Annotated in this window: 26 protein-coding genes and 1 tRNA gene; 16 read left to right on the top strand and 11 right to left on the bottom strand. The window is 36.2% G+C overall.

The genetic code is table 11. From position 1 onward, the window contains the following. The first annotated feature begins 29 nt into the window (after positions 1 to 29). From ACI6MV_RS02905 to ACI6MV_RS02860, 10 genes are all read left to right on the top strand, one after another. Positions 30 to 1,295, top strand: coding sequence for an MFS transporter (locus ACI6MV_RS02905; protein WP_407268397.1), 1,266 nt, complete (start codon positions 30 to 32; stop codon positions 1,293 to 1,295). A 76-nt stretch (positions 1,296 to 1,371) separates the two neighbouring features. Beyond that, positions 1,372 to 3,525: a peptidoglycan D,D-transpeptidase FtsI family protein gene (locus ACI6MV_RS02900; RefSeq protein ID WP_407268396.1), complete on the top strand. Its 2,154-nt coding sequence runs from the start codon at positions 1,372 to 1,374 to the stop codon at positions 3,523 to 3,525. A gap of 189 nt (positions 3,526 to 3,714) precedes the next feature. Beyond that, the gene (locus tag ACI6MV_RS02895; protein WP_407268395.1) at positions 3,715 to 4,776 is read left to right on the top strand and encodes a PstS family phosphate ABC transporter substrate-binding protein; all 1,062 of its coding nucleotides are present in this window, start codon (positions 3,715 to 3,717) and stop codon (positions 4,774 to 4,776) included. A 95-nt stretch (positions 4,777 to 4,871) separates the two neighbouring features. Beyond that, complete coding sequence (gene pstC / locus ACI6MV_RS02890; RefSeq protein ID WP_407268394.1) at positions 4,872 to 5,813, top strand: phosphate ABC transporter permease subunit PstC; 942 nt, start codon at positions 4,872 to 4,874, stop codon at positions 5,811 to 5,813. Between the two features lies 1 nt (position 5,814). After that, positions 5,815 to 6,699 carry a phosphate ABC transporter permease PstA gene (gene pstA / locus ACI6MV_RS02885; protein ID WP_407268392.1) on the top strand — a complete coding sequence of 295 codons (885 nt, stop codon included), beginning with the start codon at positions 5,815 to 5,817 and terminating at the stop codon, positions 6,697 to 6,699. Between the two features lie 15 nt (positions 6,700 to 6,714). Continuing rightward, positions 6,715 to 7,527, top strand: coding sequence for a phosphate ABC transporter ATP-binding protein PstB (pstB, locus tag ACI6MV_RS02880; protein ID WP_407268391.1), 813 nt, complete (start codon positions 6,715 to 6,717; stop codon positions 7,525 to 7,527). Between the two features lie 18 nt (positions 7,528 to 7,545). Continuing rightward, positions 7,546 to 8,205: a phosphate signaling complex protein PhoU gene (gene phoU, locus ACI6MV_RS02875; RefSeq protein WP_407268390.1), complete on the top strand. Its 660-nt coding sequence runs from the start codon at positions 7,546 to 7,548 to the stop codon at positions 8,203 to 8,205. Between the two features lie 140 nt (positions 8,206 to 8,345). Beyond that, the gene (gene rpmG, locus ACI6MV_RS02870) at positions 8,346 to 8,495 is read left to right on the top strand and encodes a 50S ribosomal protein L33 (protein WP_153736744.1); all 150 of its coding nucleotides are present in this window, start codon (positions 8,346 to 8,348) and stop codon (positions 8,493 to 8,495) included. Between the two features lie 70 nt (positions 8,496 to 8,565). Then, entirely contained in the window at positions 8,566 to 9,123 is a 558-nt protein-coding gene (locus ACI6MV_RS02865; protein ID WP_407268389.1) for a 5-formyltetrahydrofolate cyclo-ligase, read from the top strand. 605 nt (positions 9,124 to 9,728) lie between these two features. Then, positions 9,729 to 10,910, top strand: coding sequence for a rhomboid family intramembrane serine protease (locus ACI6MV_RS02860; protein ID WP_407268388.1), 1,182 nt, complete (start codon positions 9,729 to 9,731; stop codon positions 10,908 to 10,910). A gap of 10 nt (positions 10,911 to 10,920) precedes the next feature. Here the strand turns inward: ACI6MV_RS02860 and ACI6MV_RS02855 are convergent, their stop codons facing one another. After that, positions 10,921 to 11,790: a hypothetical protein gene (locus tag ACI6MV_RS02855; protein ID WP_407268387.1), complete on the bottom strand. Its 870-nt coding sequence runs from the start codon at positions 11,788 to 11,790 to the stop codon at positions 10,921 to 10,923. 175 nt (positions 11,791 to 11,965) lie between these two features. Between ACI6MV_RS02855 and ACI6MV_RS02850 the strand changes: the two genes are divergently transcribed. The 3 genes from ACI6MV_RS02850 (at position 11,966) to ACI6MV_RS02840 (ending at position 16,191) form a co-directional block, all read left to right on the top strand. Further along, positions 11,966 to 13,423, top strand: a complete 1,458-nt coding sequence (locus tag ACI6MV_RS02850; RefSeq protein WP_407268386.1) for a spore germination protein — start codon at positions 11,966 to 11,968, stop codon at positions 13,421 to 13,423. Between the two features lie 412 nt (positions 13,424 to 13,835). After that, on the top strand, positions 13,836 to 14,030 hold the full coding sequence (locus ACI6MV_RS02845) for a YqgQ family protein (RefSeq protein WP_407268385.1): 195 nt from the start codon (positions 13,836 to 13,838) through the stop codon (positions 14,028 to 14,030). Positions 14,031 to 14,301: 271 nt separating this feature from the next. Next, entirely contained in the window at positions 14,302 to 16,191 is a 1,890-nt protein-coding gene (locus ACI6MV_RS02840) for an LTA synthase family protein (protein WP_407268384.1), read from the top strand. A gap of 337 nt (positions 16,192 to 16,528) precedes the next feature. Here the strand turns inward: ACI6MV_RS02840 and ACI6MV_RS02835 are convergent, their stop codons facing one another. Further along, positions 16,529 to 16,711, bottom strand: coding sequence for a DUF2759 domain-containing protein (locus tag ACI6MV_RS02835; RefSeq protein WP_407268383.1), 183 nt, complete (start codon positions 16,709 to 16,711; stop codon positions 16,529 to 16,531). 148 nt (positions 16,712 to 16,859) lie between these two features. On the opposite strand from ACI6MV_RS02835, the gene ACI6MV_RS02830 reads away from it, so the two are divergent. Further along, positions 16,860 to 17,486: an MBL fold metallo-hydrolase gene (locus ACI6MV_RS02830; protein ID WP_407268382.1), complete on the top strand. Its 627-nt coding sequence runs from the start codon at positions 16,860 to 16,862 to the stop codon at positions 17,484 to 17,486. A 273-nt stretch (positions 17,487 to 17,759) separates the two neighbouring features. On the opposite strand, the gene ACI6MV_RS02825 is transcribed toward ACI6MV_RS02830, so the two are convergent. The 9 genes from ACI6MV_RS02825 to comGA form a co-directional block, all read right to left on the bottom strand. After that, on the bottom strand, positions 17,760 to 18,002 hold the full coding sequence (locus ACI6MV_RS02825; RefSeq protein ID WP_407268381.1) for a DUF2626 domain-containing protein: 243 nt from the start codon (positions 18,000 to 18,002) through the stop codon (positions 17,760 to 17,762). Between the two features lie 115 nt (positions 18,003 to 18,117). Continuing rightward, positions 18,118 to 18,189 (bottom strand) — tRNA-Gln (locus tag ACI6MV_RS02820). A gap of 152 nt (positions 18,190 to 18,341) precedes the next feature. Further along, on the bottom strand, positions 18,342 to 18,734 hold the full coding sequence (locus tag ACI6MV_RS02815; protein WP_407268380.1) for a hypothetical protein: 393 nt from the start codon (positions 18,732 to 18,734) through the stop codon (positions 18,342 to 18,344). Further along, on the bottom strand, positions 18,709 to 19,140 hold the full coding sequence (locus ACI6MV_RS02810) for a competence type IV pilus minor pilin ComGF (protein ID WP_407268379.1): 432 nt from the start codon (positions 19,138 to 19,140) through the stop codon (positions 18,709 to 18,711). The genes ACI6MV_RS02815 and ACI6MV_RS02810 overlap by 26 nt, the downstream gene beginning before the upstream one ends. Then, positions 19,106 to 19,462: a hypothetical protein gene (locus ACI6MV_RS02805; protein ID WP_407268378.1), complete on the bottom strand. Its 357-nt coding sequence runs from the start codon at positions 19,460 to 19,462 to the stop codon at positions 19,106 to 19,108. The genes ACI6MV_RS02810 and ACI6MV_RS02805 overlap by 35 nt, the downstream gene beginning before the upstream one ends. Beyond that, positions 19,452 to 19,892 (bottom strand): competence type IV pilus minor pilin ComGD, encoded by a 441-nt coding sequence (comGD, locus tag ACI6MV_RS02800; RefSeq protein WP_407268376.1) that lies wholly within the window; start codon positions 19,890 to 19,892, stop codon positions 19,452 to 19,454. Before comGD ends, ACI6MV_RS02805 begins: the two co-directional genes overlap by 11 nt. Next, positions 19,892 to 20,230, bottom strand: coding sequence for a competence type IV pilus major pilin ComGC (gene comGC, locus ACI6MV_RS02795; RefSeq protein ID WP_407268375.1), 339 nt, complete (start codon positions 20,228 to 20,230; stop codon positions 19,892 to 19,894). The genes comGD and comGC overlap by 1 nt, the downstream gene beginning before the upstream one ends. Positions 20,231 to 20,245: 15 nt before the next feature. Continuing rightward, positions 20,246 to 21,292, bottom strand: a complete 1,047-nt coding sequence (gene comGB / locus ACI6MV_RS02790; RefSeq protein ID WP_407268374.1) for a competence type IV pilus assembly protein ComGB — start codon at positions 21,290 to 21,292, stop codon at positions 20,246 to 20,248. Continuing rightward, entirely contained in the window at positions 21,276 to 22,277 is a 1,002-nt protein-coding gene (gene comGA / locus ACI6MV_RS02785; RefSeq protein ID WP_407268373.1) for a competence type IV pilus ATPase ComGA, read from the bottom strand. Before comGA ends, comGB begins: the two co-directional genes overlap by 17 nt. A gap of 117 nt (positions 22,278 to 22,394) precedes the next feature. Here comGA and ACI6MV_RS02780 point away from each other — a divergent pair, with 117 nt between their 5' ends. Next, positions 22,395 to 22,892 carry a shikimate kinase gene (locus tag ACI6MV_RS02780; protein WP_407268372.1) on the top strand — a complete coding sequence of 166 codons (498 nt, stop codon included), beginning with the start codon at positions 22,395 to 22,397 and terminating at the stop codon, positions 22,890 to 22,892. A 44-nt stretch (positions 22,893 to 22,936) separates the two neighbouring features. Continuing rightward, positions 22,937 to 23,125: a YqzE family protein gene (locus ACI6MV_RS02775; RefSeq protein WP_407268371.1), complete on the top strand. Its 189-nt coding sequence runs from the start codon at positions 22,937 to 22,939 to the stop codon at positions 23,123 to 23,125. The last annotated feature ends 1 nt before the right edge of the window (position 23,126 follow it).

Genomic DNA, 23,126 nt, shown 5'->3' with positions numbered 1-23,126 from the left:
ATGGGTACACAGAAAAGGAGACGGGAGATATGAAAAAAAGTTTGCGTTTTATTCTAGGCGATTTAGAAGTGAATCGTGATTTAAAACTTCTACTTATTATTGGTGGATTGTACGCTTTATCCACTTTTTTATCGAATACATTTGTAAATATATATTTATGGAAGCAATCTGGTGAATATGTAGATATTGCTTTATATAATTTAGCTATATATATTTTACAACCAATTACCTTCATTTTAGCAGGGCGCTGGGCGAAGAAAGTTGACCGTGTCATTGTGCTTCGCTTAGGGGTGATTTTTTTATCTCTTTTTTATATGGCCGTATTAATCGTTGGAGAAAATGCAGCAACCTATAATATAATGTTAGGTGCATTACTTGGTATTGGTGCCGGTTTTTATTGGCTAGCCTTTAACGTACTGACTTTTGAAATTACGGAGCCGGAAACACGTGATTTTTTTAATGGATTCTTAGGATTGATGCAATCATTTGGTGGTATGGTCGGTCCGATTCTTGCGGGCTTTATCATCTCTCGATTAGATAATTTTCAAGGATATACGATTATATTCGCCATTTCATTTGGATTATTTGCTCTTGCTGTTGTTTCATCATTATTTTTAAATCGTCGTTCCGCTAAAGGTAATTTCTCGTTCACAAGGATTATAAAGGAAAGAAAAAATAATAAAGATTGGAAACGAATTCTATATGCGCACACTTTTCAAGGTTTGCGTGAAGGTGTATTCGTTTTTCTTATTTCTGTATGGGTTTTTATTGCTACGGAAAGTGAATTCGCTCTTGGAACGTTCAATTTAGTATTTTCAGGTTTCTCGTTTGTTTTTTATTTCCTAGCTACGAAGTTTATAAAACCACGAATGAGGAAATGGGCCATTTTTGTTGGGGGATTATCGTTATATCTTTCCATCTCTATAATAATAATTCACACTAGCTTTACAACGTTGCTCATATATGGGGCGATCGTTGGGTTATCTTATCCAATTGTAAATGTCCCCTACATCTCAATGACATTTGATATTATTGGTAAAGCCTGGCATGCAGCGGAGATGCGTATTGAATATATTGTTGTTAGAGAACTATTTCTTAATTTAGGACGGGTGAGTTCCATAGTGATTTTTATCATTTCTATATCTCTTTTTGAGCCAGAAACGGTTATCCCATATTTATTAATGACATTGGGAGCGGGGCACTTTATCATATATTTCTTTGTTAAAGGCATCCAACTTAAATCACCTTCACATGAACCTGTAAGAAGCAGTCAAATTATTAATGAAGAAAAATAGTTATTCGCAAATATAGTACCACAAATAAAGAAGTGATATAATATATGGAAGAATGCGTAGAGGGTGAGGGGAACCTATGGGGAATAAAAAGAAAAAGAAGCCGCAACTTCCCTTCCGTTTAAATATATTGTTTTTATTTGTGTTTGTATTGTTTTCATTACTCATACTCCAGCTTGGGGTAGTACAAATATTAAACGGGGAAGAAGCACAAAAGGAAATTGATAAAACGATCGACACAACTTCCAAAGTACCTGTGCCACGTGGAGTAATGTATGACCGCTTTGGTAGAATTGTTTTAGATAACGAACCGGTTCGTTCGATTACTTATACACCTCCTAAAGGAGGAGACACTGCGCAAGAAAGACTGGATCTTGCTGAGAAATTAGCTGAATATATTACATTAGAAGAAAACGAAAAGGAATTAAACAAGTTATTAAGAGAACGCGATAAGAAAGAATATTGGTATTTGTTTAATGCAGATGTAATAAGCGAACGCTTGACTGAAGAAGAAAAGGATCTTGATGTTTCTGCGCAGTATAGAGTTATGTTAGAAAAGATTACAGAAGAAGATTTAAGCACGATTGACTGGACTTTTGAAATAAAAAATATTATTGCTATAAAAAAAGAACTAGATCAAGCTTTTCAATTATCTCCACATATCGTAAAAAGTGGAAGTGTGACTCAAGAAGAATATGCCTGGGTTGCCGAGCATTTAAATGAATTGCCTGGAATTGATGCTGCAATTAATTGGGACCGTAAATGGATTTATGGTAATACATTCAGGAACTATATTGGCAGCATATCTACTTCTGATGAGGGATATCCACTTGATAATGCAGACTATTACGTTACAAGAGGCTATAGTCGAAATGACCGCGTAGGTAAAAGTGGATTAGAGCTACAATATGAAAGTGAGTTGAAAGGTAGAAAAGAGCAAGTGGAGTACACAACAGATAAAAAGGGTAACATCGTTAATTCAGAGGTAGTAGTTGACGGGAAATCTGGTAACGATCTTATACTTACTGTTGACATCGAACTTCAACAACAAATTGATCAAATTGTAAAAGAAGAACTGCAAACAGCGATTGAAATGCATCCATACGAAAATCGATTTATGAAAGATGCGTTAGTTGCGATGATGGATCCTCAAACAGGAGAGATACTTGCCTTATCAGGTGTTCGCTATGACCGTGAAAATAACGAATATGATGATGAATCTTTCCGTGTAATTTATGATGTTCATACACCTGGTTCAGTAGTTAAGGGAGCAACATTACTTGCTGGTCTTGATTCTGGCGTCATCGGTATAGGGGAAACAATACTAGATACACCTATTAATATTGCAGGGCAAATCAAAAGCTCATGGACCTCAACAATAGGAAGAGTGAGTGATTTAGAAGCGCTTGAACGTTCATCAAATATTTATATGATGACGATTGCGATACGTATAGCTGGTGCGTCGTATTCGTATGGGGATAGACTGCGAAATTTTGATTATGAGGCATTCCAAACGATGAGGAATTATTTTAGCCAGTTTGGTCTGGGTCCGAAAACCGGAGTTGATTTTCCTGGAGAGGCAGATAGCTATCAGGGATCAAATCCGCAAGCCGGTAATTTATTAGACTTTTCTATTGGGCAATATGATACTTTTTCTACATTACAACTGGCGCAATACGTATCCACAATAGCTAACGATGGCTATCGGGTACAGCCAAGGCTAGTGAAGGAAATACGTGCACCTGAAGCTGAAAGGGGAAAATTAGGCCCAGTTGTAACTACATTTAATCCGAATGTGCTAAATAAAATTGAAATGGATGAAACATATTTAGATCGAGTTCAACAAGGGTTCATTGATGTGTTTCATGGCTCTCAAGGTACTGCTACGGGTAGATGGTCAGAAGCACCTTATCCAAGCTATAAAGTTGCTGGTAAAACTGGTACCGCTCAGCGGGTGATTTATGAGGATGGCGTAAGATATGATCGTCAGAATTTGACGTTAGTCGGTTACGCTCCTTATGATAATCCAGAAGTAGCCTTCGCGGTTGTTGTCCCTGATAATGGTGGCGGGGATGATCAATATTCAATCAACCATGAAATAGGCAAACGTATTATGGATGCTTATTATAATTTAAAAGCAGAACGAGCAGCATCAGGGGTTAACCCTAACCCTGCAAACGAAGATCAACAACTTGAACAAGTAGAGCCAAATGATGAAGAGGTTTCAGATTAAGAATAGCAATTTTAAAATAATCCTTTGGGACGCCTAGTGCCCAAAGGATTATTTTTTATGACAAATTTCTTTACTAATTTACAATTTCTTTACATTCCCTTAACCGTAAGTTCAAACTGACAAGTTATGATGTATTTAGTTGCTTAGGTAAGCAAACTTCAATTTAGAAATCTAGGGGGAAAAGAATCAATGAAGAACTTTAAGCTATTTGCAATTGCTGCAATGCTTGTAATGATGATTGGACTACTTGCAGCTTGTGGTAACGGTGAAGAGGGAAATAACACAGAAACAGAGAATAACGCAGAACAAAATGATGCTACAAACGGAAATAACGCTGCTGAAGAACCAGCAGAAGAAGAGCCTGCTGAAGAGGAAGCTGCATTAGAAGGCCAAGTTATTGTTGATGGTTCTGGAACTGTTTATCCTTTAATGGCACATATTGCTGACCAGTACATGTCTGAAGAACAACCAGAGGTTAGTGTACAAGTTGGCCGTGCTGGATCATCTGCTGGATTTGAAAAATTTATCCCAGGTGAAACGGATTTCTCCGACGCTTCTCGTCCGATTAAAGATGAAGAAATTGCTGGCCTTGAAGATAATGGATACACATTTGGTGAAGATATTTTAGAATTCAAACTTGCTTATGATGGTTTAACAATGGTGATTAACCCTGAAAATGATTGGGCTTCTGAAATGACTAAAGAAGAAATTGTAAACATGTACCTTTCTGGAAAATATGCAGATGATGATGTTGTAATGTGGTCTGATGTTCGTGAAGGTTGGCCAGAAGAAGAAATTAAATTCTACGGTCCAAACGAAAACCACGGTACTAACGAATTTTTCGTAGAAAATATTCTTGAAGAACAACCAATGGTTGAAACAGCTGAACTTCAACAAGAGTACTCTACTTTAGTTGACCTAGTATCAAAAGATGTTAATGCAATTGCATTCTTTGGATATGGTTACTATGTAAATAACCAAGATAAACTTCAAGCAGTTTCAGTTGACTTTGGTGATGGACCAGTTGCACCTTCATTAGAAACTATCGGTGAAGATCTTGATTATGCTGGTTTCACTCGTCCTGTATTCACATACTTGAATGCTACTTATGCACAAGAAAAACCACAAGTGCTTGATTATGCTTACTATGTATTAGAAGCTGCTCCAGAATTAGCTGGAGAAAATGGATTTGCTCCACTTCCTGCTGATGTATACGCTGGATACAAAGAGCAATTAGATGCACTTAAATAATTTCATACGAGTTTAATATGTAATATAAGAAGATGAGGGAATTGGCTCTCATCTTCTTCACTCGTTTTTTATAAATGTTCTGGAGGGGCTGCTTTATGGCAAAAACTACGAGTAATTCAATTAGTGTAAAAGAACTAATTGATAAAAAGGTTACAAACGATAAAAGATATGTTGAAAAAATCATTCCTGTCATTCTGTTTCTACTAGCGACTGTATCAATATTAACTACGGTTGGGATTGTATTAACTTTAGTTTTTGATGCAAGCCAATTTTTTAGACAAGTGTCATTTTTAGATTTCTTTTTTAGTGTTGATTTAGACCCATTAAGTCGAAATGATCCTTCATTTGGTATATTACCACTTATAACTGGGACAATTGTTTCCTCTGCTATTGCAATGTGTGTAGCCATACCGATTGGGTTAACAGCAGCCATATTTCTAAGTGAATATGCATCAGAAAAGGTTAGAAAGACGATAAAGCCGTTAATGGAAGTGCTTGCTGGTATACCTACCATTGTATATGGCTTCTTTGCTTACTCCTTTGTCACTCCTCTATTATTAAATATTATTCCAGATTTAGGTGCAAAAAATGTACTTAGTCCTGGAATTGTGATGGGAATAATGATTATACCAATGGTGGCGTCTTTGTCCGAGGATGCCATGAGTTCTGTTCCAAATGCACTTAGAGAAGGTGCTGTTGCTCTAGGTGCAACAAAATTAGAAGTATCATTAAAGGTAATTGTACCAGCAGCTATTTCTGGTATTATAGCTTCCTTTGTATTAGGTATTTCTAGAGCAATTGGTGAAACGATGATTGTAACGATTGCAAGTGGGAGCTCGAAAAATTTCACTTTAGATATAACAGAGTCTATGCAAACAATGACGGCGTATATAGTTGAATTTACAAGCGGTGATGCAGGAGCGGGTACGGTTGGGTATTATAGTTTATATGCAGTCGGACTTACATTATTTGTATTTACCCTTGGGATGAACCTACTAGCACAGTATATTTCTCGTAAATTCAGGGAGGAATATTAAAATGAAGTATATCAATATCGAACAAGTGAACAAACGGATGGAATCACGACTGTTACTGAATCAAGTTGTGAAATATATTTTTCTAATCGCCACTTTATTTGCTTTATTTGTATTAGGTATTTTAATTTATCGAGTTGTGGCTGATAGTCTCGGTTGGATTGATCTTCAGTTTCTAAGTAATAAACTTTCTATTAACGCTGAAAGAGCCGGAATTCGAGGTGTAATTGCTGGTACGGTTTGGCTAATGTTAATCGTAGGACCGGTAACGTTCATACTAGGTGTGGGGACTGCGATTTATCTCGAGGAATATGCAAAAAAAGGAAAATTTCAATCCTTTATTCAAACCAATATCTCTAACTTGGCGGGTGTACCATCTGTAATTTTTGGTATGTTAGGCTTAACGATATTTTCAAGATTGTTTAATTTGGGTTCAAGCATACTAGCTGGTGGACTAACAATGTCTCTTCTTGTACTTCCAATCGTAGTTGTTGCAAGTCAGGAAGCAATCCGTTCTGTTCCATCATTCCTAAAGGAAGCATCATATGGAATGGGCGCTACCAAATGGCAGACGACAAAGAATGTTGTGTTACCGTCATCGTTACCTGGTATATTAACTGGATTTATTTTATCTCTTTCTCGTGCAATCGGTGAAACAGCTCCATTAATAGTAATAGGTATTCCAGCACTAATTATGCCTGTTCCAAATGGTATTATGGATGATTTCACAGCATTACCAATACAAATTTACTATTGGACATTGGATTCTGTGCTTACAAGAGAATATGCAAACCTTGCTGCAGCAACAATCGTTGTGTTGTTAATTGTATTATTTATTATGAATTCCATTGCAATTATTATTAGAAATAAGTATCAAAAAAGATATTAATTAGGGGTGAATGACATGCAAAATTTCAGTGGAATAACCTTAGAGAAAAATGCTTCAGTTAATACAGAAAAAAATACTAGCAATATTGTTTACGATACGAAAAACCTAAACCTATGGTACGGTGAGGACCAAGCATTATATGAAATAAATTTTCCTATTTATGAAAATGAAGTTACTGCTATGATTGGGCCTTCTGGCTGTGGAAAATCAACACTAATCAAAACATTCAACAGGATGGTTGAACTTATTCCTACTGTAAAAACATCTGGAGAAGTACTTTATCGTGGTAAGAATATATTTGATTTAAGAGTAGAAGAGTTAAGAACTCGTGTAGGAATGGTATTTCAGAAACCTAACCCATTCCCAAAATCAATTTATGATAATATTACTTATGGTCCGAAAATTCATGGCATACGCGATAAGAAAATTCTCGATGAGATTGTTGAGAATAGTTTACGTGGTGCAGCTATTTGGGATGAAGTGAAGGATCGCTTACATGAAAATGCATACGGTCTTTCAGGTGGACAGCAACAGCGTATCTGTATTGCGCGTTGTTTAGCTATTGAACCAGACGTCATATTAATGGATGAGCCTACATCTGCACTTGATCCAATATCTACACTAAAAGTAGAAGAGCTTGTTCAGGAACTTAAGAAAAATTTTAGTATCGTTATCGTAACGCATAATATGCAGCAAGCAGCTAGGATTTCAGATAAAACTGCCTTTATGTTAAACGGTGAATTAGTAGAATTTACAGAAACAGACACATTATTTTCTAACCCTAGGGATAAAAGAACAGAAGATTATATTACTGGCCGCTTCGGCTAGGCGAAAAGAGGGATAGTTATGGTTACAAGAGAAAATTTTCAAGTTGAATTAGATAAAATTAAAAATATGATTATTAATTTTGCTAAAGATACAGAAAAGGTATTAAATATGTCTATTGATGCCCTCTACAACCAAGATATCGAATTAGCAAAACAAATTATAATTGATGATAGACTACTTGATGCCCAAGATACTAAAATAAATGACGAAGCGATATTACTTATCGCAAAACAGCAGCCTGTTGCGTCCGATTTGAGAAGACTGATTGTAGCTTTAAGAATTTCTTCTGATCTTGAGCGTATGGCAGATAATGCTAAAAATATTGCGAAATCGACCATCCATCTTGGTGAAAGCCACGGACTAGATATCCATCCTACGATTAAAGATATGAAGAATATTGCTTTTAAGATGTTAGATATTGCAGTAGAAGCTTATCAAAACGAGGATATAGGTTTGTCGAGAAAACTTGCAGAGATGGATGATTTGGTAGATAGTATGTACGGTGATGTGATAAGAGCAATGCTTAAAGAAACGGCTACAAATCCGGAAAAGATACAACATATTATGCAGATGTCCTTTTGTGCTAGGTATATTGAACGATTCGCTGATCACTCAACAAACATAGGTGAGAGCATTCTTTACATGGTTAAGGGTGAAAATTTCGATTTGAATTATTAAAAATGCATTTGAATTTTTCACTAACATAAACTTATTTCTGTGCTTGAAATCTGACTTGTTATCTGCTAATATATATTAGTCTGGTAATTATTAAATTGCGAACTATAAAATGCTACTGATATAAGTTTGGAGGGATAGACATGCGTGTAAATATTACACTTGCTTGCACAGAAACTGGTGATCGTAATTATATTACGACTAAAAATAAGCGTAAACACCCAGAACGTTTAGAGCTTAAAAAATACAGTCCACGTCTTAAAAAACAAACATTGCATCGTGAAACAAAATAAGTGTGTGTTTGTCTTAAACTCTTACCAATCTTTGGTAGGGGTTTTATTATTTTTTTAAGGATGTATGCGAATGGTTAAGCGTGAATTAAGAAACCAACAGTTAAATAACATGAAAGCGTTAAGCCCTGACAGAAAAGTGGAGATAGAACGTGGATTGCAACATTACTTACATAAAACACAATATTGGCAAAACGCATCTGTAATTGGAATTACAATTTCACAATCGTTCGAATGGGATACGATTACGATCATTGAACAAGCTTGGTCACAACAAAAAAGAGTTTGTATTCCTAGAACAAATCCAATTAATAGGGAATTAACATTTTACCTAGTTGAATCCTTTGAACAATTAGAAACTGCTCATTATGGGTTAAAGGAACCGGTAGTAAGTGAATCGAAGAAAATTACGAAGAGCGGAATTGATTTATTGATCGTACCTGGAATGGTTTTTGATCAACAAGGCTATCGGATTGGATTTGGTGGAGGTTATTACGATCGTTTTCTTATTGATTTTTATGGGGCAACGCTGTCTCTTGCCTGGACAGAGCAATTAGTGGAGAGCGTACCGCACGAAGGTCATGATATTCCGGTTCAGCATATTGTTACCGAAAAGGGTGTCCTAATATAGTTGGATAGAATGAAAAGATTTCTGTTAAGATTGGCATAAATGTTTCATTTAAGCCAAAACTAATTCTATCCTAGGGAAAGAAAGGACGATATGTGATGAGAGCTTTTTTAATATCATGTTCCATTGTTGCTGGAATTAGTATGCTAGTCCGAGCAAGATATAAAATATTAAATGCTGTTTTAGCTGTAGGTGTACTTCGGAAATTCATCGTTACAATTACAATGAATATGCCTTATATCCGTGAAAAAATCTTACCTAGTCTTTTTGGACGTTCAGCTCAATGATGCTGGACGTTTTTTTATATAAGAAGAATGTATAAAATTTGTACATGTCTAGCTCCGAGAGCCAGAAACTAGGCACATTCACGAATCGCCTTATGATAAGTCATCATCGATTCAAATTTCATCGAGGGTCGACTAACAGCGGACTTGTCGTCCAACTTCAACATATCCCTTACGCAGGGCATGATTCCTTTATCTCAGTCGATTCGCTCCAGTCGCTACCTTTTTCGGGCGACGCTCTGCACTTTTGTTCTAAATATAATCTTTTTAGTCTCTACCAGGGTACCTATCGTGATATGATGTAGAGAAAGGAGGAGAGGAATAATGTTGATAAAACAAGAGTATTTTTTCTTTCGCCTTTGTTACGACCTTGTTGGCAAGCATGGGTTTGATATTATGCATATAGACAAAGATAACAAAGAAATTTGGATGGAGAAAAAAACAAACAAAACTGCTCATGTTGTTCGGCTGTACCTTCAAGGGTTTGACTGGAAAAATCATCTTAAGAATGACATTGCTAAATCTATTTATAAGGTTAAAACAGTGAAACGGCTATTAATGGGGAAAGCGATCAAAATTCATAATGTGTATATTGCAGCATACCCTCCTGTAGATAGTTGGGAACCTCTGAAAAAAACAATTGTGGTTAAAGATCGTAAGCCAACAGAGATGAAGGTATATTATTTAGATAATCAGGAATCAGCTAATGAAAAATCCCGTCTGTATCAAGATTTGGCAATTACTGAATCAGATATATCCTACCCAAACACAGAAGTGGAACTAGAGCAGGCTGTTCATTATTTGAAAACAAATTTAATCACTACATATAATAAAAAAAGAGAAGAAACTCAAGGGTTATTTACAAACGGAAAACCTTTAATCGCTTATGTGATATTGGCTGTTAATGTGCTTTTATTTTTGTTATTAGAAATAAATGGCGGAAGTACATCTGTAGATACATTGATCGAGTTCGGTGCAAAGTATAATCCTGCTATTTTATCCGGAGAATGGTGGCGGATTTTCACATCCATGTTTTTACACATTGGCTTACTGCATCTTGTATTAAATATGATTTTTTTAATTTATGTTGGGTCTGTAGTAGAACGGATATATGGAAACGCGCGGTTTGCAATTATCTATTTATTAGCAGGTATACTTGGCGGATTAACTAGCTTTAGCTTTAACTCTTCTGTTTCGGCAGGTGCTTCGGGTGCGTTGTTTGGATTAATGGGCGCATTATTATTTTTTGGTGTAAATTACAGAAAAGTATTTTTTCAAACGATGGGCTGGAACATTATTTTAGTCGTTGGATTAAATGTCTTGATAGGATTCTCCATACCGCAAATTGATAATGGTGCGCATCTAGGTGGCTTAATTGGTGGTTTTATAGCTGCAGCTATCGTATTTTTTCCAAAAAAGAAAATTGGCTTGATACAGGGTGTTTACATGCTTGTATATGCTGTCATAGCCGTCTCTTTATGGATGATCGGCTTTAGTGGAATCTAAGGGTGTGAGTTTATGCGTTCGGCTCAGCACCCGGATAATATTGAATTAATTGCTGTTTGTCTCCATTTTGATCCTGATATAGCACAAGCAAATGCTCTCCTTGTTTATCAAACAATATTAGTGGAATAAAGCTGTTGATCGGTTTATTATTTTCAGATATCGCTAAAATGTAATTTTTATATAACCCTTCCCACAGCTGACCGATCACTTGATGTGTTTCTGGTAAGGTCAGCTGTGGAATGGGTTCCGTTTGATAACGGTATAGTTCAGTTAATGGAACAAATTCGTATTTGTTTTCTGAAATACTAAAATATTTAATCAGTTGGTTCCAGTGATAAGATAATTGTTGATCAGTAGCGTGGTCTAGTGTTTTTTTCCATTCTTGTTGGTCTGTGTTGCCTGGTTGCTCAAATGATTCTAATGGAGTTAGCGGTGAATCAATCACGTACAATTCATCGTGTGACATTGCTTGTATACTTTTTATTTCATCATCTGGATAATGAATTTCTCCGTGATGAAACGTAATAGCCTTATAGTGACTGCTATCTTCGCCATGAATGTTTGATTTTAGTTCTATGTTTTGTTCCTCTTCTTTCCACTTACTTAGTATTCCTTTAAGTCTCCCATCTATATATAAAAGTGACACATCTTGACGTAAATATATAGGAGTGTCCATAGTAGAACTTGCTGTCCATGAAATTTCATATTCATCTTGGTCTGTTTCATAGCGTAGGTTCAATGCTGTATCAACTGCTGTAAAAGTTGTACTTGGATCGATCGGAAAGAATTTAATAACGGAAACATTTGATTTGAAAACCAAAAAAACACTCAGCACAAATGAAGAAAGAATAATGATCACGATAACATACGATTTATTCATATGAATACTCCTTTTTAAGTAATACAAGCCGTCCTACTATGTATATATGACGAATGCTGAGCGAATATGAGACGCAGCATAATAAAAGCCAATTATTACTAGTGAAGAAGGTTTTGCATGTAAAAGCAATTTCGGTACACCCTAATAGCAAGTAATTAGAGATTAGGGTGAGAGAATGGAAACGAAACAAAAACCTTTGTACAGAAAATATAGTGATAACGTTGCTTACATGAGAGATCGTTTAGGTGTAGAAAAAAGCTTTGATGTTATTCAATTAGATGTTGAATATGCCGGTCGTAAAATGGCATTGTTTATGATTGATGGATTCGTCAAGGACGATATTCTTCATTATTTAATGAAATTGCTTTCTCGATTGGAACCAGATCAATTAGACCCGAACCCACTTGAGCAACTATTAAAAAAACACCTACCATACGTTGAGTTAGACAAAGTGGATGATTTAGATGTAGCATCTGATACGGTGCTTGCTGGTCCTACAGCACTAGTTGTTGAAGGTATAGATAAAGTAATTATGATCGATGCCCGAACTTATCCCGTCAGAGGTCCACAAGAACCTGATTTAGAGCGGGTTGTACGTGGCTCACGAGATGGTTACGTAGAAACGATCGTATTCAATACGGCACTTACAAGAAGACGAATTCGTGACCGTTCTCTGCGAATGGAATATATGAGTATTGGTAGAAGGTCAAAAACAGATATTTGTGTCTGTTATCTGGAGGATATTGCGGATCCGGAAAAAGTGAAAACATTAAAAGATAATTTATCGAAAATTGATACAGATGGTCTACCAATGGCTGAAAAGACGGTGGAAGAATTCCTCGGAGGAAGGCACTGGAATCCATATCCTACAATACGTTATACGGAACGACCGGACACCGCAGCAGCTCATATTTATGAAGGACATATCCTGTTGATTATCGATGGCTCACCGAGTGTGATGATCACACCAGCAACGTATTGGCATCATCTACAGCATGCGGAAGAGTATAGACAAAAACCTTTAGTAGGTGCCTATTTGCGTGCTGTCAGATTTATTGCAGTAATTGCATCATTATTTGTTCTGCCACTTTATTATTTGTTTTCAATAGAGCCAACGCTGCTTCCTTCGGCAATTGAATTTATCGGTCCGAATGATTATGGAGTGATTCCGTTGCTTTTCCAATTTCTAATAGCAGAAATAGGGATAGATATGTTGCGGATGGCTGCGATTCATACTCCATCCGCTTTAGCGACTGCACTTGGTTTAGTGGCCGCGATCCTAATTGGACAAGTGGCTGTAGAAGTTGGATTGTTTTCGTATGAAGTTGTGCTGTATTTATCTGTTGCTGCAATTGGTACATTTGCAACCCCTAGTTATGAGATGAGTTTGGCAAATCGCCTTGTGCGCATGTTTTTGTTAATAGTCACAGCATCTTTTGGTGTTGTAGGCTATGTTGTTGGCATAACGGCCTGGCTTATTTATCTTTTACGTATGGATTCCTTTAAGGTCGGCTACTTATGGCCGTTTATCCCGTTCTCAGCAAAAGGAATGCGTGATATATTAATACGGGCACCAATACCACTTAAAAATCGTAGACCAGCTTTCTTGAACCCACAAGATCCAGACCGCTAATCGGTCCGGATTTTTGATCTTGTCTAGGAAATTATAAAATTAAACAACAGTGGATATCTTACTAAGTTATTTAGCCACATCCAGCTCCAGCGCCCAGCGACTAGTAAGACAACACCCGCCTCCGTACGATAAGTCAACATCGGTTCACTTCGTTCACCGTGTTTCCTTTATCTCCTACGGTTCATTCCAGTCCATACGTCGCTAGGGCGCTTGCGTTTTTGTTCTTGCATAGGAAATTATAAAATATACTAAATGTGGCTGACATTAAGCATTAGCCACGGCTAGCTCCGAGAGCCAGCGACTAGCGAGACTTCCCTCACCTCCGTACGTCGCTAACCGGCGCTCTGCGCTTTTGTTCTTATTTTCCATTTTCAATTTGCTTTATAACTGGTATAATGAGTCAGGTGATTAGATGAAGACAATGTATGATGTGCAGCAATTTTTAAAGAAATATGGTACTATTATTTACTTAGGAGATCGTCTAGCAGATCTCGAAATGATGGAAGATGAAGTGAGAGAATTATACAAAGCACAGTGTATGAGTACAACGGATTATCAGATGGCAATATTGCTCCTCAGGCAGGAAGCAACAAAGTGGCGTCGATAATAGGTTTAACAATCTACCGAAAAGTGAACTAAATATAGTAAGAAAAAAGTTCAGAAAAAATAATCCCTTGTTGTAGGGTTTATTTTTTTTGTAGCGTCTATTACAATAGAGCAATATTATAAACTACATGTAAATTATTTAAAGAAATTGTGAAACTTTTATTAAGCCTGTTACGTCATATTAGTAGTTAATTTAAATTAATTTATTGTAAATGTTGTTTGGTAGGAGTATAAATATATAGATAGTGTTTTATTTGGGGAGGATAAGAGTTATGTTAGCAAAGAAAATACATTTACCCTTGTATATAATAGCTAGTCTATTATTTGGGTTAAAAACGTATATTGTTTACCGATTTGTGTTTAATATTTCACTTGATAATGTTGTACAAGAGTTAATATTATTTATAAATCCTTTTGTATCAGCATTTCTTGTATTTGCTTTATGTGTATTGTTTAAAGAAAAGCGTCAGGCGAAATTTATACGCTATATCGCGCTGATTGGCTCAATTGTTATTTATTTTAATCTAGTATTCTATCGAAACTTTACCGATTTTATTACGATTCCTGTATTATTTCAAGGAAGTAATGCTGCCGATTTAGGCTCGAGTGTATTAGATTTAATAAGCATCACTGACATTTTGCTGTTTGCGGATGTAGCGATTATTTGGTATTTGAGCGTCAAGTTTAAATCGAAGTTAACCGTAAGTTACAATAAGCGTAATAAAGCTTTTGCAATTACGATGGCAATCACATTGTTAGTTGTCAATTATGCTTTAGCCGAAGCGGAGCGTCCACAGTTATTACAAAGAACATTTGATCGTGAATATTTAGTGAAAAATATTGGCTTGTTCAATTATCACATTTATGACATTGTCCTACATTCAAAAACAGAAGTTCAACGTGTTTTTGCAGACGGTAATGATGTGCCAGATATCAAAAATTATATTGATGAAAATATTAAAAGTGACGTACAATCGGATTTGTTTGGTGTAGCTAAAGGTAAAAACGTCATCTTCATCTCCTTAGAATCTTTGCAGAGCTTTGTTATTAATAATACAGTTAATGGGAAAGAAGTAACACCATTTTTGAATGACTTAATTGGTGATAGTTATTATTTTGAAAACTTCTACCATCAAACCGCTCAAGGGAAAACTTCTGATTCAGAGTTTCTAATCGAAAACTCTTTATATCCGTTGCCTAGAGGTGCAGTTTTCTTTACGCATGGTCAAAATGAATACAATGCAACTCCTGAATTACTAAAAGAAGAAGGATATTATTCATCGGTTTTCCATGCTAATAATAAAAGCTTCTGGAATCGGGATGTTATGTATCAATCGTTAGGTTATGATAATTTCTTTGATGTGGAATCGTATGAGGTCACTGAAGATAATTCGATTGGATGGGGACTAAAAGATAAACCATTCTTCGAGCAGTCGATTAAATATTTACAAACGATACCACAGCCTTTTTACTCTAAGTTTATTACACTTACGAACCATTATCCGTTCGAACTAGCGGAAGAAGATGCAACAATTGATCAATATGATTCAAATTCAAGAACATTAAATCAATATTTCCAAACAGCGCGTTACACAGATGAAGCTGTTGAACAATTTTTTGAACAGTTAAAGCAGTCTGGAATATATGAGGACTCTATTATTGTACTAATGGGTGATCACTACGGAATTAGTGAATTTCATAATAAAGCGATGAGTATGTATTTAGATAAAGATGAAATCAGCCCTTATGATCATATTCAGTTACAACGAGTTCCATTCTTTATTCATATCCCAGGCCAAGAAGGAAAAACTATTTCAGACATTGCCGGACAAATAGATGTGAAACCTACATTGTTACATTTGTTAGGGATAGAGGATAAGGGTGACATTACATTCGGTACCGATTTATTTTCGGATAATCAAAAGGATTTTATTGCTTTACGTAATGGTGATTTTGTAAGTGACAATTATATTTATAGTGATGGAATTTGTTATGATCGAGGGTCTGGAGAAGTACTTGAAGAATCATTAGATTCTGTTCCTGAAGATGAGTTAGAGGATAGTGTTTGTGAGCCAATCAAAGAACAGGTTAGAACAGAGCTATCTTATTCAGATCAAATAATTTATGGTGATTTATTACGTTTTTATGATTTTGGACAATAATCATTAACAAATACAGACGACTACTCATACAGATGAGTAGTCGTCTTTTTTGGAAGAAAGGATACAAATTTCCGGAAAGGATCCTAGCGTCTACTATAAATTGATTTATAGCCTTTGAATATAAAAATAGCATATCAGTGAATTATCCAAGAAAACAAAAAAATTGAATCCGAACTCTCACGTTCTGATCAAATAGTTTATGGCGATTTGTTACGTTTTCAAGGAGAAGATGATTAATACTAAATCTAAAGGCAGCTACTCATCCTTGAGAGTCGCTGCTTTTTAGACTCAAACAAAAAACCCTTGTATACCACAAGAGTTTTGTCATTTCGCTTATTTAAGCTTGTTGTGTAAACATTGCTACTATTTCTGAGTAGATAGTCGCAATAGAAAAGAACCCAAATACTAACGTGGAAATACCTGCAAAAGCAACGGCAAAGAAATTTTGTCTTTTGAATTCTCGAAGTACCGCAATCGCACAAAGGACTGCTACTACTAATAACATAATTGCTAATTCCATATTCCCAAACCTCCTTCTATTTCTCAACAGGGACTGTTATTATAATAATATGTAGAAGTTATATATTCCTCATACATTCTAAAACAAAAAAAGTGATTTGTCGAGATAAAATAGACAGTTTTATACTTTTTATAAGGGAGACAATAAGATGAATATTGCACAGCTTTCAGTTGGTCCATTAGGAACCAACTGCTATATTGTATCAAAAAATAATCAATCCGTTATCATTGACCCTGGTGGTGATAGCGATCAAATTGTACAGCTACTTGAAGCTAATCAATTCACACCACTAGCTATACTATTAACACATGCGCATTTTGATCATATTGGGGCTGTTGATGAGCTTCGTGGGCAGTATGGAATCCCAGTATATGTACATGAATTGGAGTCAGATTGGCTGCCGAATCCTAATTTGAACGGGTCATCGTTATTTCGTACCGGAGTTATTTCAGTCAAAGAAGCGGATCAATATATTGAAATAGGGAAGATGGAGATTGGGTCATTAGCATTTGAAGTTCGCCATACACCTGGACATTCACCAGGAAGTGTATCATATGTCTTTCATGAACAGCAGGTAGTAATTGATGGTGATACGTTATTTGACTCAGGAATTGGACGTACTGACCTACCAGGGGGAGAAACGGATCAATTATTAGCGAGCATCCGAACAGAATTGTTTTCATTAGCGGATGATTATGTAGTTTATCCCGGCCATGGACCATCTACTGAGATTGGTATAGAAAAACGAGACAATCCATTTTTAAAAACAAGATAAAAAGGTCCTTCCAATTGGAAAGACCTTTAGGTGCATGTGCTCTACTTAGTTAGATAGGGATTAAGTTAAGCTATTTCTATTATAGTCTGTGATAGCTTTTTGTTTGTTTAGTCAATTTCATAATAATTATTTTTAGCTATTTACATCTCGTTCCCAAACTGTATGTGGATGTAAATAGCTATGTAAGGAAATTATGAAATTGACTTCGTTATTAAGTATATGTTTGGCAATAAGGAAATTTATATGGGTGTCGTTCACAGCTTATCCTTTATGTTAATGTCCAAACCCTTGTACCATAATAAAGTTACTATAGTAAGTAAAGCCAACAAAGAATACAGTGCAATAGGCACCAAATAAGTACATGTACATTCGCTCAGATAAATTTAAGAAGCCAACTCCTAAGAAAAATACTGTTTGAGCTAAGAACAAGTAAGCCATATTTATCATATCCCCAGCGTAAAACATGACAGTGAAAATCCCTGTCCAAAACGCGAGTACTCGAAACATTCTGGCCATACTTTCCCCTCCTTCTAAAGTATGTATCATCGTTATTATATACGAGGTAAAAGAGAATGTAAATCCATGTAGTTACAGTAATTTTAGTCTATCTGTTTAACTGTAAAAATCAGAACTGGGCTAGCTGGATTCGAACCAACGAATAACGGTACCAAAAACCGCTGCCTTACCGCTTGGCTATAGCCCAAATTTATTACATGAACTAGTATAAGCTTTACGAGAGACATTATACGTAAAAAATTCAATTTCTCTCGCATGATGATTGTGCTTATTTGGTCGGATTTTGCGCTTTCCCGGGAAATAAAAGACTCTCACTATATCGCGAGAGTCTTTTACCGTTTAGTCACTTAAAATAAAGCGTAGTGGGATTGATGTTGTTTCCCGAGCACCATTATCAGTCAATGCTTGAAAATTAACAATTATCCACCCGATATCTTTTGGGAAATAGCTGACATAAACTATGCCATATGGATAATTGTAGCTGATTTCTCCAGATCGATCATTGTGTAGTAGATAGGGCTGCTCCTTCCTTACTTGCGTATAAGCCATTTGTATTAATGTTTCTAATTTTAGCTGCTCTTCTGTAAATGTGGTCATTTCGATATGATTTTGATATAGAGGTATACTGCTTAATACGATAATGAGCACAAGCGTTATAATAAATAGCATGTACGGAAAAAAGAAAGCCTGATCAGATCGCAGAGTTTTAATAGAAGCTAATTGTCTTTTCATAAATTTCTCCGTTACTCATTTTTAAAGCAATCTTAAAACCAAATGTAGTTTCAGTAATTTCAAGCTGCTTGACTCCTCGCAACAATATCTCATGACCTAATTCAAATACTTGTCTGCGAATAACATCCTTGTAAAGTTCAATTGTTACTTTTTCATCACTAATTGTTTCTATGGTTAATTGATTGTCCACTATCGAAAATGACGTTGCCCGATGTACTTCATCCGTTAACAAATAAAAAAATTGACTAGTTGAAAAATCGTCTTGATAGCTTTTTTGTTGCAATGATTGATAGATATAAGTTACAAACGGGAGCGTCATTAGTACAATCGAAAGGGAAAGCAATACAGACAATAAGCTATATCCTTTTTGGTTATGCAGGAAGTCCATAGAGACAAGGAAGTCCATAGAGACAAAATTTTTGCTGTTCATTTTTAACATCGCTCCATATTGCACATCCTTTAACAAGTTTTTGATGTTCTGTAAAAGTAAAAGTTATGCTGTTGTTTTCGATATATAGCTGATAGGAAACAGGAAGTGAATAATCAGATGTCCACAAATATGTTTGTAGGTTATCATGTAATTTCATTTCGATCACTCTTTGTTGATGGAGGAGATGTTCCTCTACTTTGATTTGATAGATAATTGGAATCAACGTTACCATGATCGTCATAAATACGCTAAAGGCGGCTATTACCTCGACAAACAAATACCCTTTTTCATTCGGCATTTTTAACATAGCACCTACCTTTACCTAATGGACAATAGATTGCATACAGTTTTGTTTTTGTTTCAAGCGTAAACATGCCAGGTTTTTTGATATTTCCATAGTAGCTGAAGGAAATTGGCATCGACAATGTATGCAGAATAATATTCCAATCATCAGGTATTTTTCTATTTCTCAATACTGTCCCAAATCCACCCTTTTTAATGGTGTAACTATTCTTCGTGGGAGAAATCGTCATATAAGCATATTCCTGATTCGTGACACTAAGCTGTTGAAGATAAAGCATGTCACTTTCAAACATTTCAAAGAACTTTTTCGTCTTGTACTCGTCTAGCACATGGATTTGAACGGAAAATCCAAGTGATAAGAGTGTGATGGTGATACTTAGGGTGATGAGTGTTTCTATGAGGGTGAAGCCGTGTTGGCTGGTCATTATTCGGTAGCTATGTCTTCACGTGAAACGGTAACTTCATCTGCATCTGCATCCACAGTAAGCTTTAACTGTTCATTTCCACCTGCACACTTTTTATCCTTAATATATTTTCCCACTAAGTCATCAATATTTGCAGGTTTTTTTCCTTCTTCAATCTCATATGCCATCACCTGACTCTCCGCAAGCGAGACGAGCGCTTCACACCCCTTATCCTGCGCAACTGTATTCTGAGTAGCCAAATTAGGTACAATCAAAATCAACAGCACACTAACAATCGTCAGCACGATTAACATTTCTATAAGCGTAAATCCTTTTTCGTTTTTACATTTTTTCATCATTTTGATTTCCTCTTTTCATATCGTATTTATTAACTGAAACGTTGGTAAAATTAGGGACAGGTAGACAAAAATGATTAATCCAGCCATTAATAGAAAAAATACTGGTTGAATCAGGGAAATTAATCTTTTTATGCGTTTTTGCAATTGCTCCATCAGACTTTCTGCATACATCTGTAAGTCTTTTTCCAATACTTCTGTGTTAGCATTTTTCTGGAAAATAAATGTTAGCTCTTTTTCAAACAGCAGTAAGCTAGGAAAAATCTTTGATAGGGCAACTCCACGTTCTAATTCTGAAATAATCACCGAAGCATAATACGATAAAATCGGCAATCTTGATTGATTCTTTACGGTGTGTAAAGATTCTTTTATCGGCATGCCGCTTGCTAGCAATGAACTTAAATGTACCGCGAACAAGCCAGAAATATGAAGTGACAGATAACGTCGGACGATGGGAAGCTTGTTAACAATTGCAATTTGTTTACTAATTTGGAAATAACGTGTGATCACCCACCATAGTCCAAACCCGACTGGAACACTAATTAGTAGAAATGTTAAGCCTTGAAACAACGTGTCAATTACCGTCATCGCCACCCTTGTAAATGCTGACTGTTCGGTAAATAGCATCGAAAATGATGGATACAAAGAGTTTTTCACAAAATATAACAGCACGCAAAATAAGATAAACAACACGAGCGGATAGCGTAAAGACTGTTTTATTTGGTTGGTATGGTCTGTTTGTCTTTGAATCATCGTGCTACAGTGCTTCAGGGAGGCTTCAAGATCACCGTTGTATCTAGCGAAAAATAGGTATGAGATGACTTTGTCATGAAAGCCAACATCAATTAAAGCTTGGTCCAAGGTGAAGCCTTCTTGAAGTTTCTGAGAAGTGAGGTTTGCGTGGTTTGCCCATCTTTTCTCCCATGCTAGCATGTGTAGGGCGTCTAACAAGGAATATCCGTTCTCAATAAAGCGTGCTAATCGTTGCAAAAATAATGCTTGGTCGTTCAGCGATAGGCGAGTGTTGCTAAAAAGGCTTCGAACGTTTTTACTCGATAAATCCATAGGTATATGCTTTCCTTCGCAATCGATCAAAGGAGAAGAATCCTGGTTGACTCTGAGGATCAGTTCCACGGATCGCATCATGCAATAATTGCTTATCAAGAAGCTCTAATATGGCAGCTCGTGCTGGAGTTTGGGTGTGAGTCTTCATTGGCAACAACTGCAAGGAAGCAACAGCTATTAATGTTTGCTCCAGATCCGTTTTTTGAATACCCATCTCCATCAATCTGTGAACCGTACCAAAAGCGTCCCTGGCATGTAACGTACTAAGTACTAAATGTCCTGTTAAAGCAGCTTGAAAGGCAAACTGCGCTGTTGACTTATCACGTATTTCACCAACCATTAAGATGTCTGGGTCATGGCGAAGTGCAGCCTTTAATCCGGTTTGATAGCTCATTCCTGCTTTTTCATTTACTTGTACTTGCAGGATGTGATCGATTTGTTTTTCAACCGGGTCTTCTAACGTAATCGTTTGATACGATTGTTCCAAGAGTAGCGCTTGCAATAGCGCATATAACGTTGTGGTCTTGCCACTGCCAGTTGGCCCTGTGAGTAAAATTAGCCCGGACTTACTAGAGATCCATTCTTTAATTGTCGTTAGTTGTGTAGGGAACAGAAATAATTTCTCTAATTGAAGTACGTCACTTTGGGGTAAAATACGGAGTGCAAGACTTTCAGAGGAGCTAACCGGAAGTGTAGAAAGCCGAAGTGCATAGGTTTTGTTTTCGGATTGAAAATTAATTTTTCCGTCTTGAGGCTTTCTAATTTCACCAATATCCATGCCTGCCGTGAATTTATAGTACGTAAGCAGCATATCGTATTGTGATTTAGCGATCGATTGATAAAAGATTCGGTTTCCTTGGATGCGAAAATAAATGTCTGTCTGATGAAGAAATGGACAGAAGTGAATATCCGAAGCTGCCCTCTGAATGGCAGAAAGAAGAAGGGTATTGGAAAAGCGTTCAGCAGGATTCAAACAATGTTTCACCTCACTTTCTCTTTGATATTATATTAATTGACAAAAAAATTCAATCATCAATGTCTAATTTGTCGAAATTTTTTGTTATAATTTATTTGCAAGGTTGAGAGCAGGGGAGAGATTTTTTTGAAAACAATATATTTAATTGGCTTTATGGGCAGTGGTAAGACGAGTGTTGCAAAATATGTGGCTGAAAAATTAAACTGTATTACAGTAGATACAGATCAGCTGATCGAAGAAAATTATCAAACGACAATTCCAGAAATCTTCTCCAATTATGGAGAAGCTACCTTCCGTAACTATGAAAAGCACATACTACAAACCTTACGCACAGAAAATTTGGTCGTTGCAACAGGTGGAGGTATTGTGGAAACCGAGGAAAATAGCGATTGGATGAAAAACCATGGTGTCGTGATTTATTTAGAAACTTCATGGGAACAAATTGTTGAGCGCTTGCAGGAGGATCAGTCGAGACCAATCTGGAACAATAGGCAAATCGATAAACAATTATTATTACAAAAAAGGAACGAAAAGTACCAAAAAGCGGCAACGCATCAAGTGATTACCGATGGAAAAATGCCCGATGAGCTCGCAGAGGAAATTCTAGAACTAATAAAACAGTAAACTTATGGGCAACCTATACTTATAAAGCAAAATGGGGTGAGCCTATGTCAGGAAATGACTATGTTAAGTATATGACGCAGGAAGTTGTTAAGTATATGGACACTCCGCAAGAGGAACGAAAGAAAAAACGACGAGAACGAAAGCAAGAAAGACGGGCAGATACGCCCCTTTCAAATCGTTGGTTTGGTTTACTTCCTTTCGCGTTTAAATTACTAATCAAAAAGAAAAAGTAGC

The sequence above is a fragment of the Radiobacillus sp. PE A8.2 genome (genome assembly GCF_045635475.1).
In the GTDB taxonomy this organism is placed as follows: Bacteria; Bacillota; Bacilli; order Bacillales; family Amphibacillaceae; genus JBJGXI01.
This window is presented reverse-complemented; position numbering and strand designations above follow the sequence as displayed.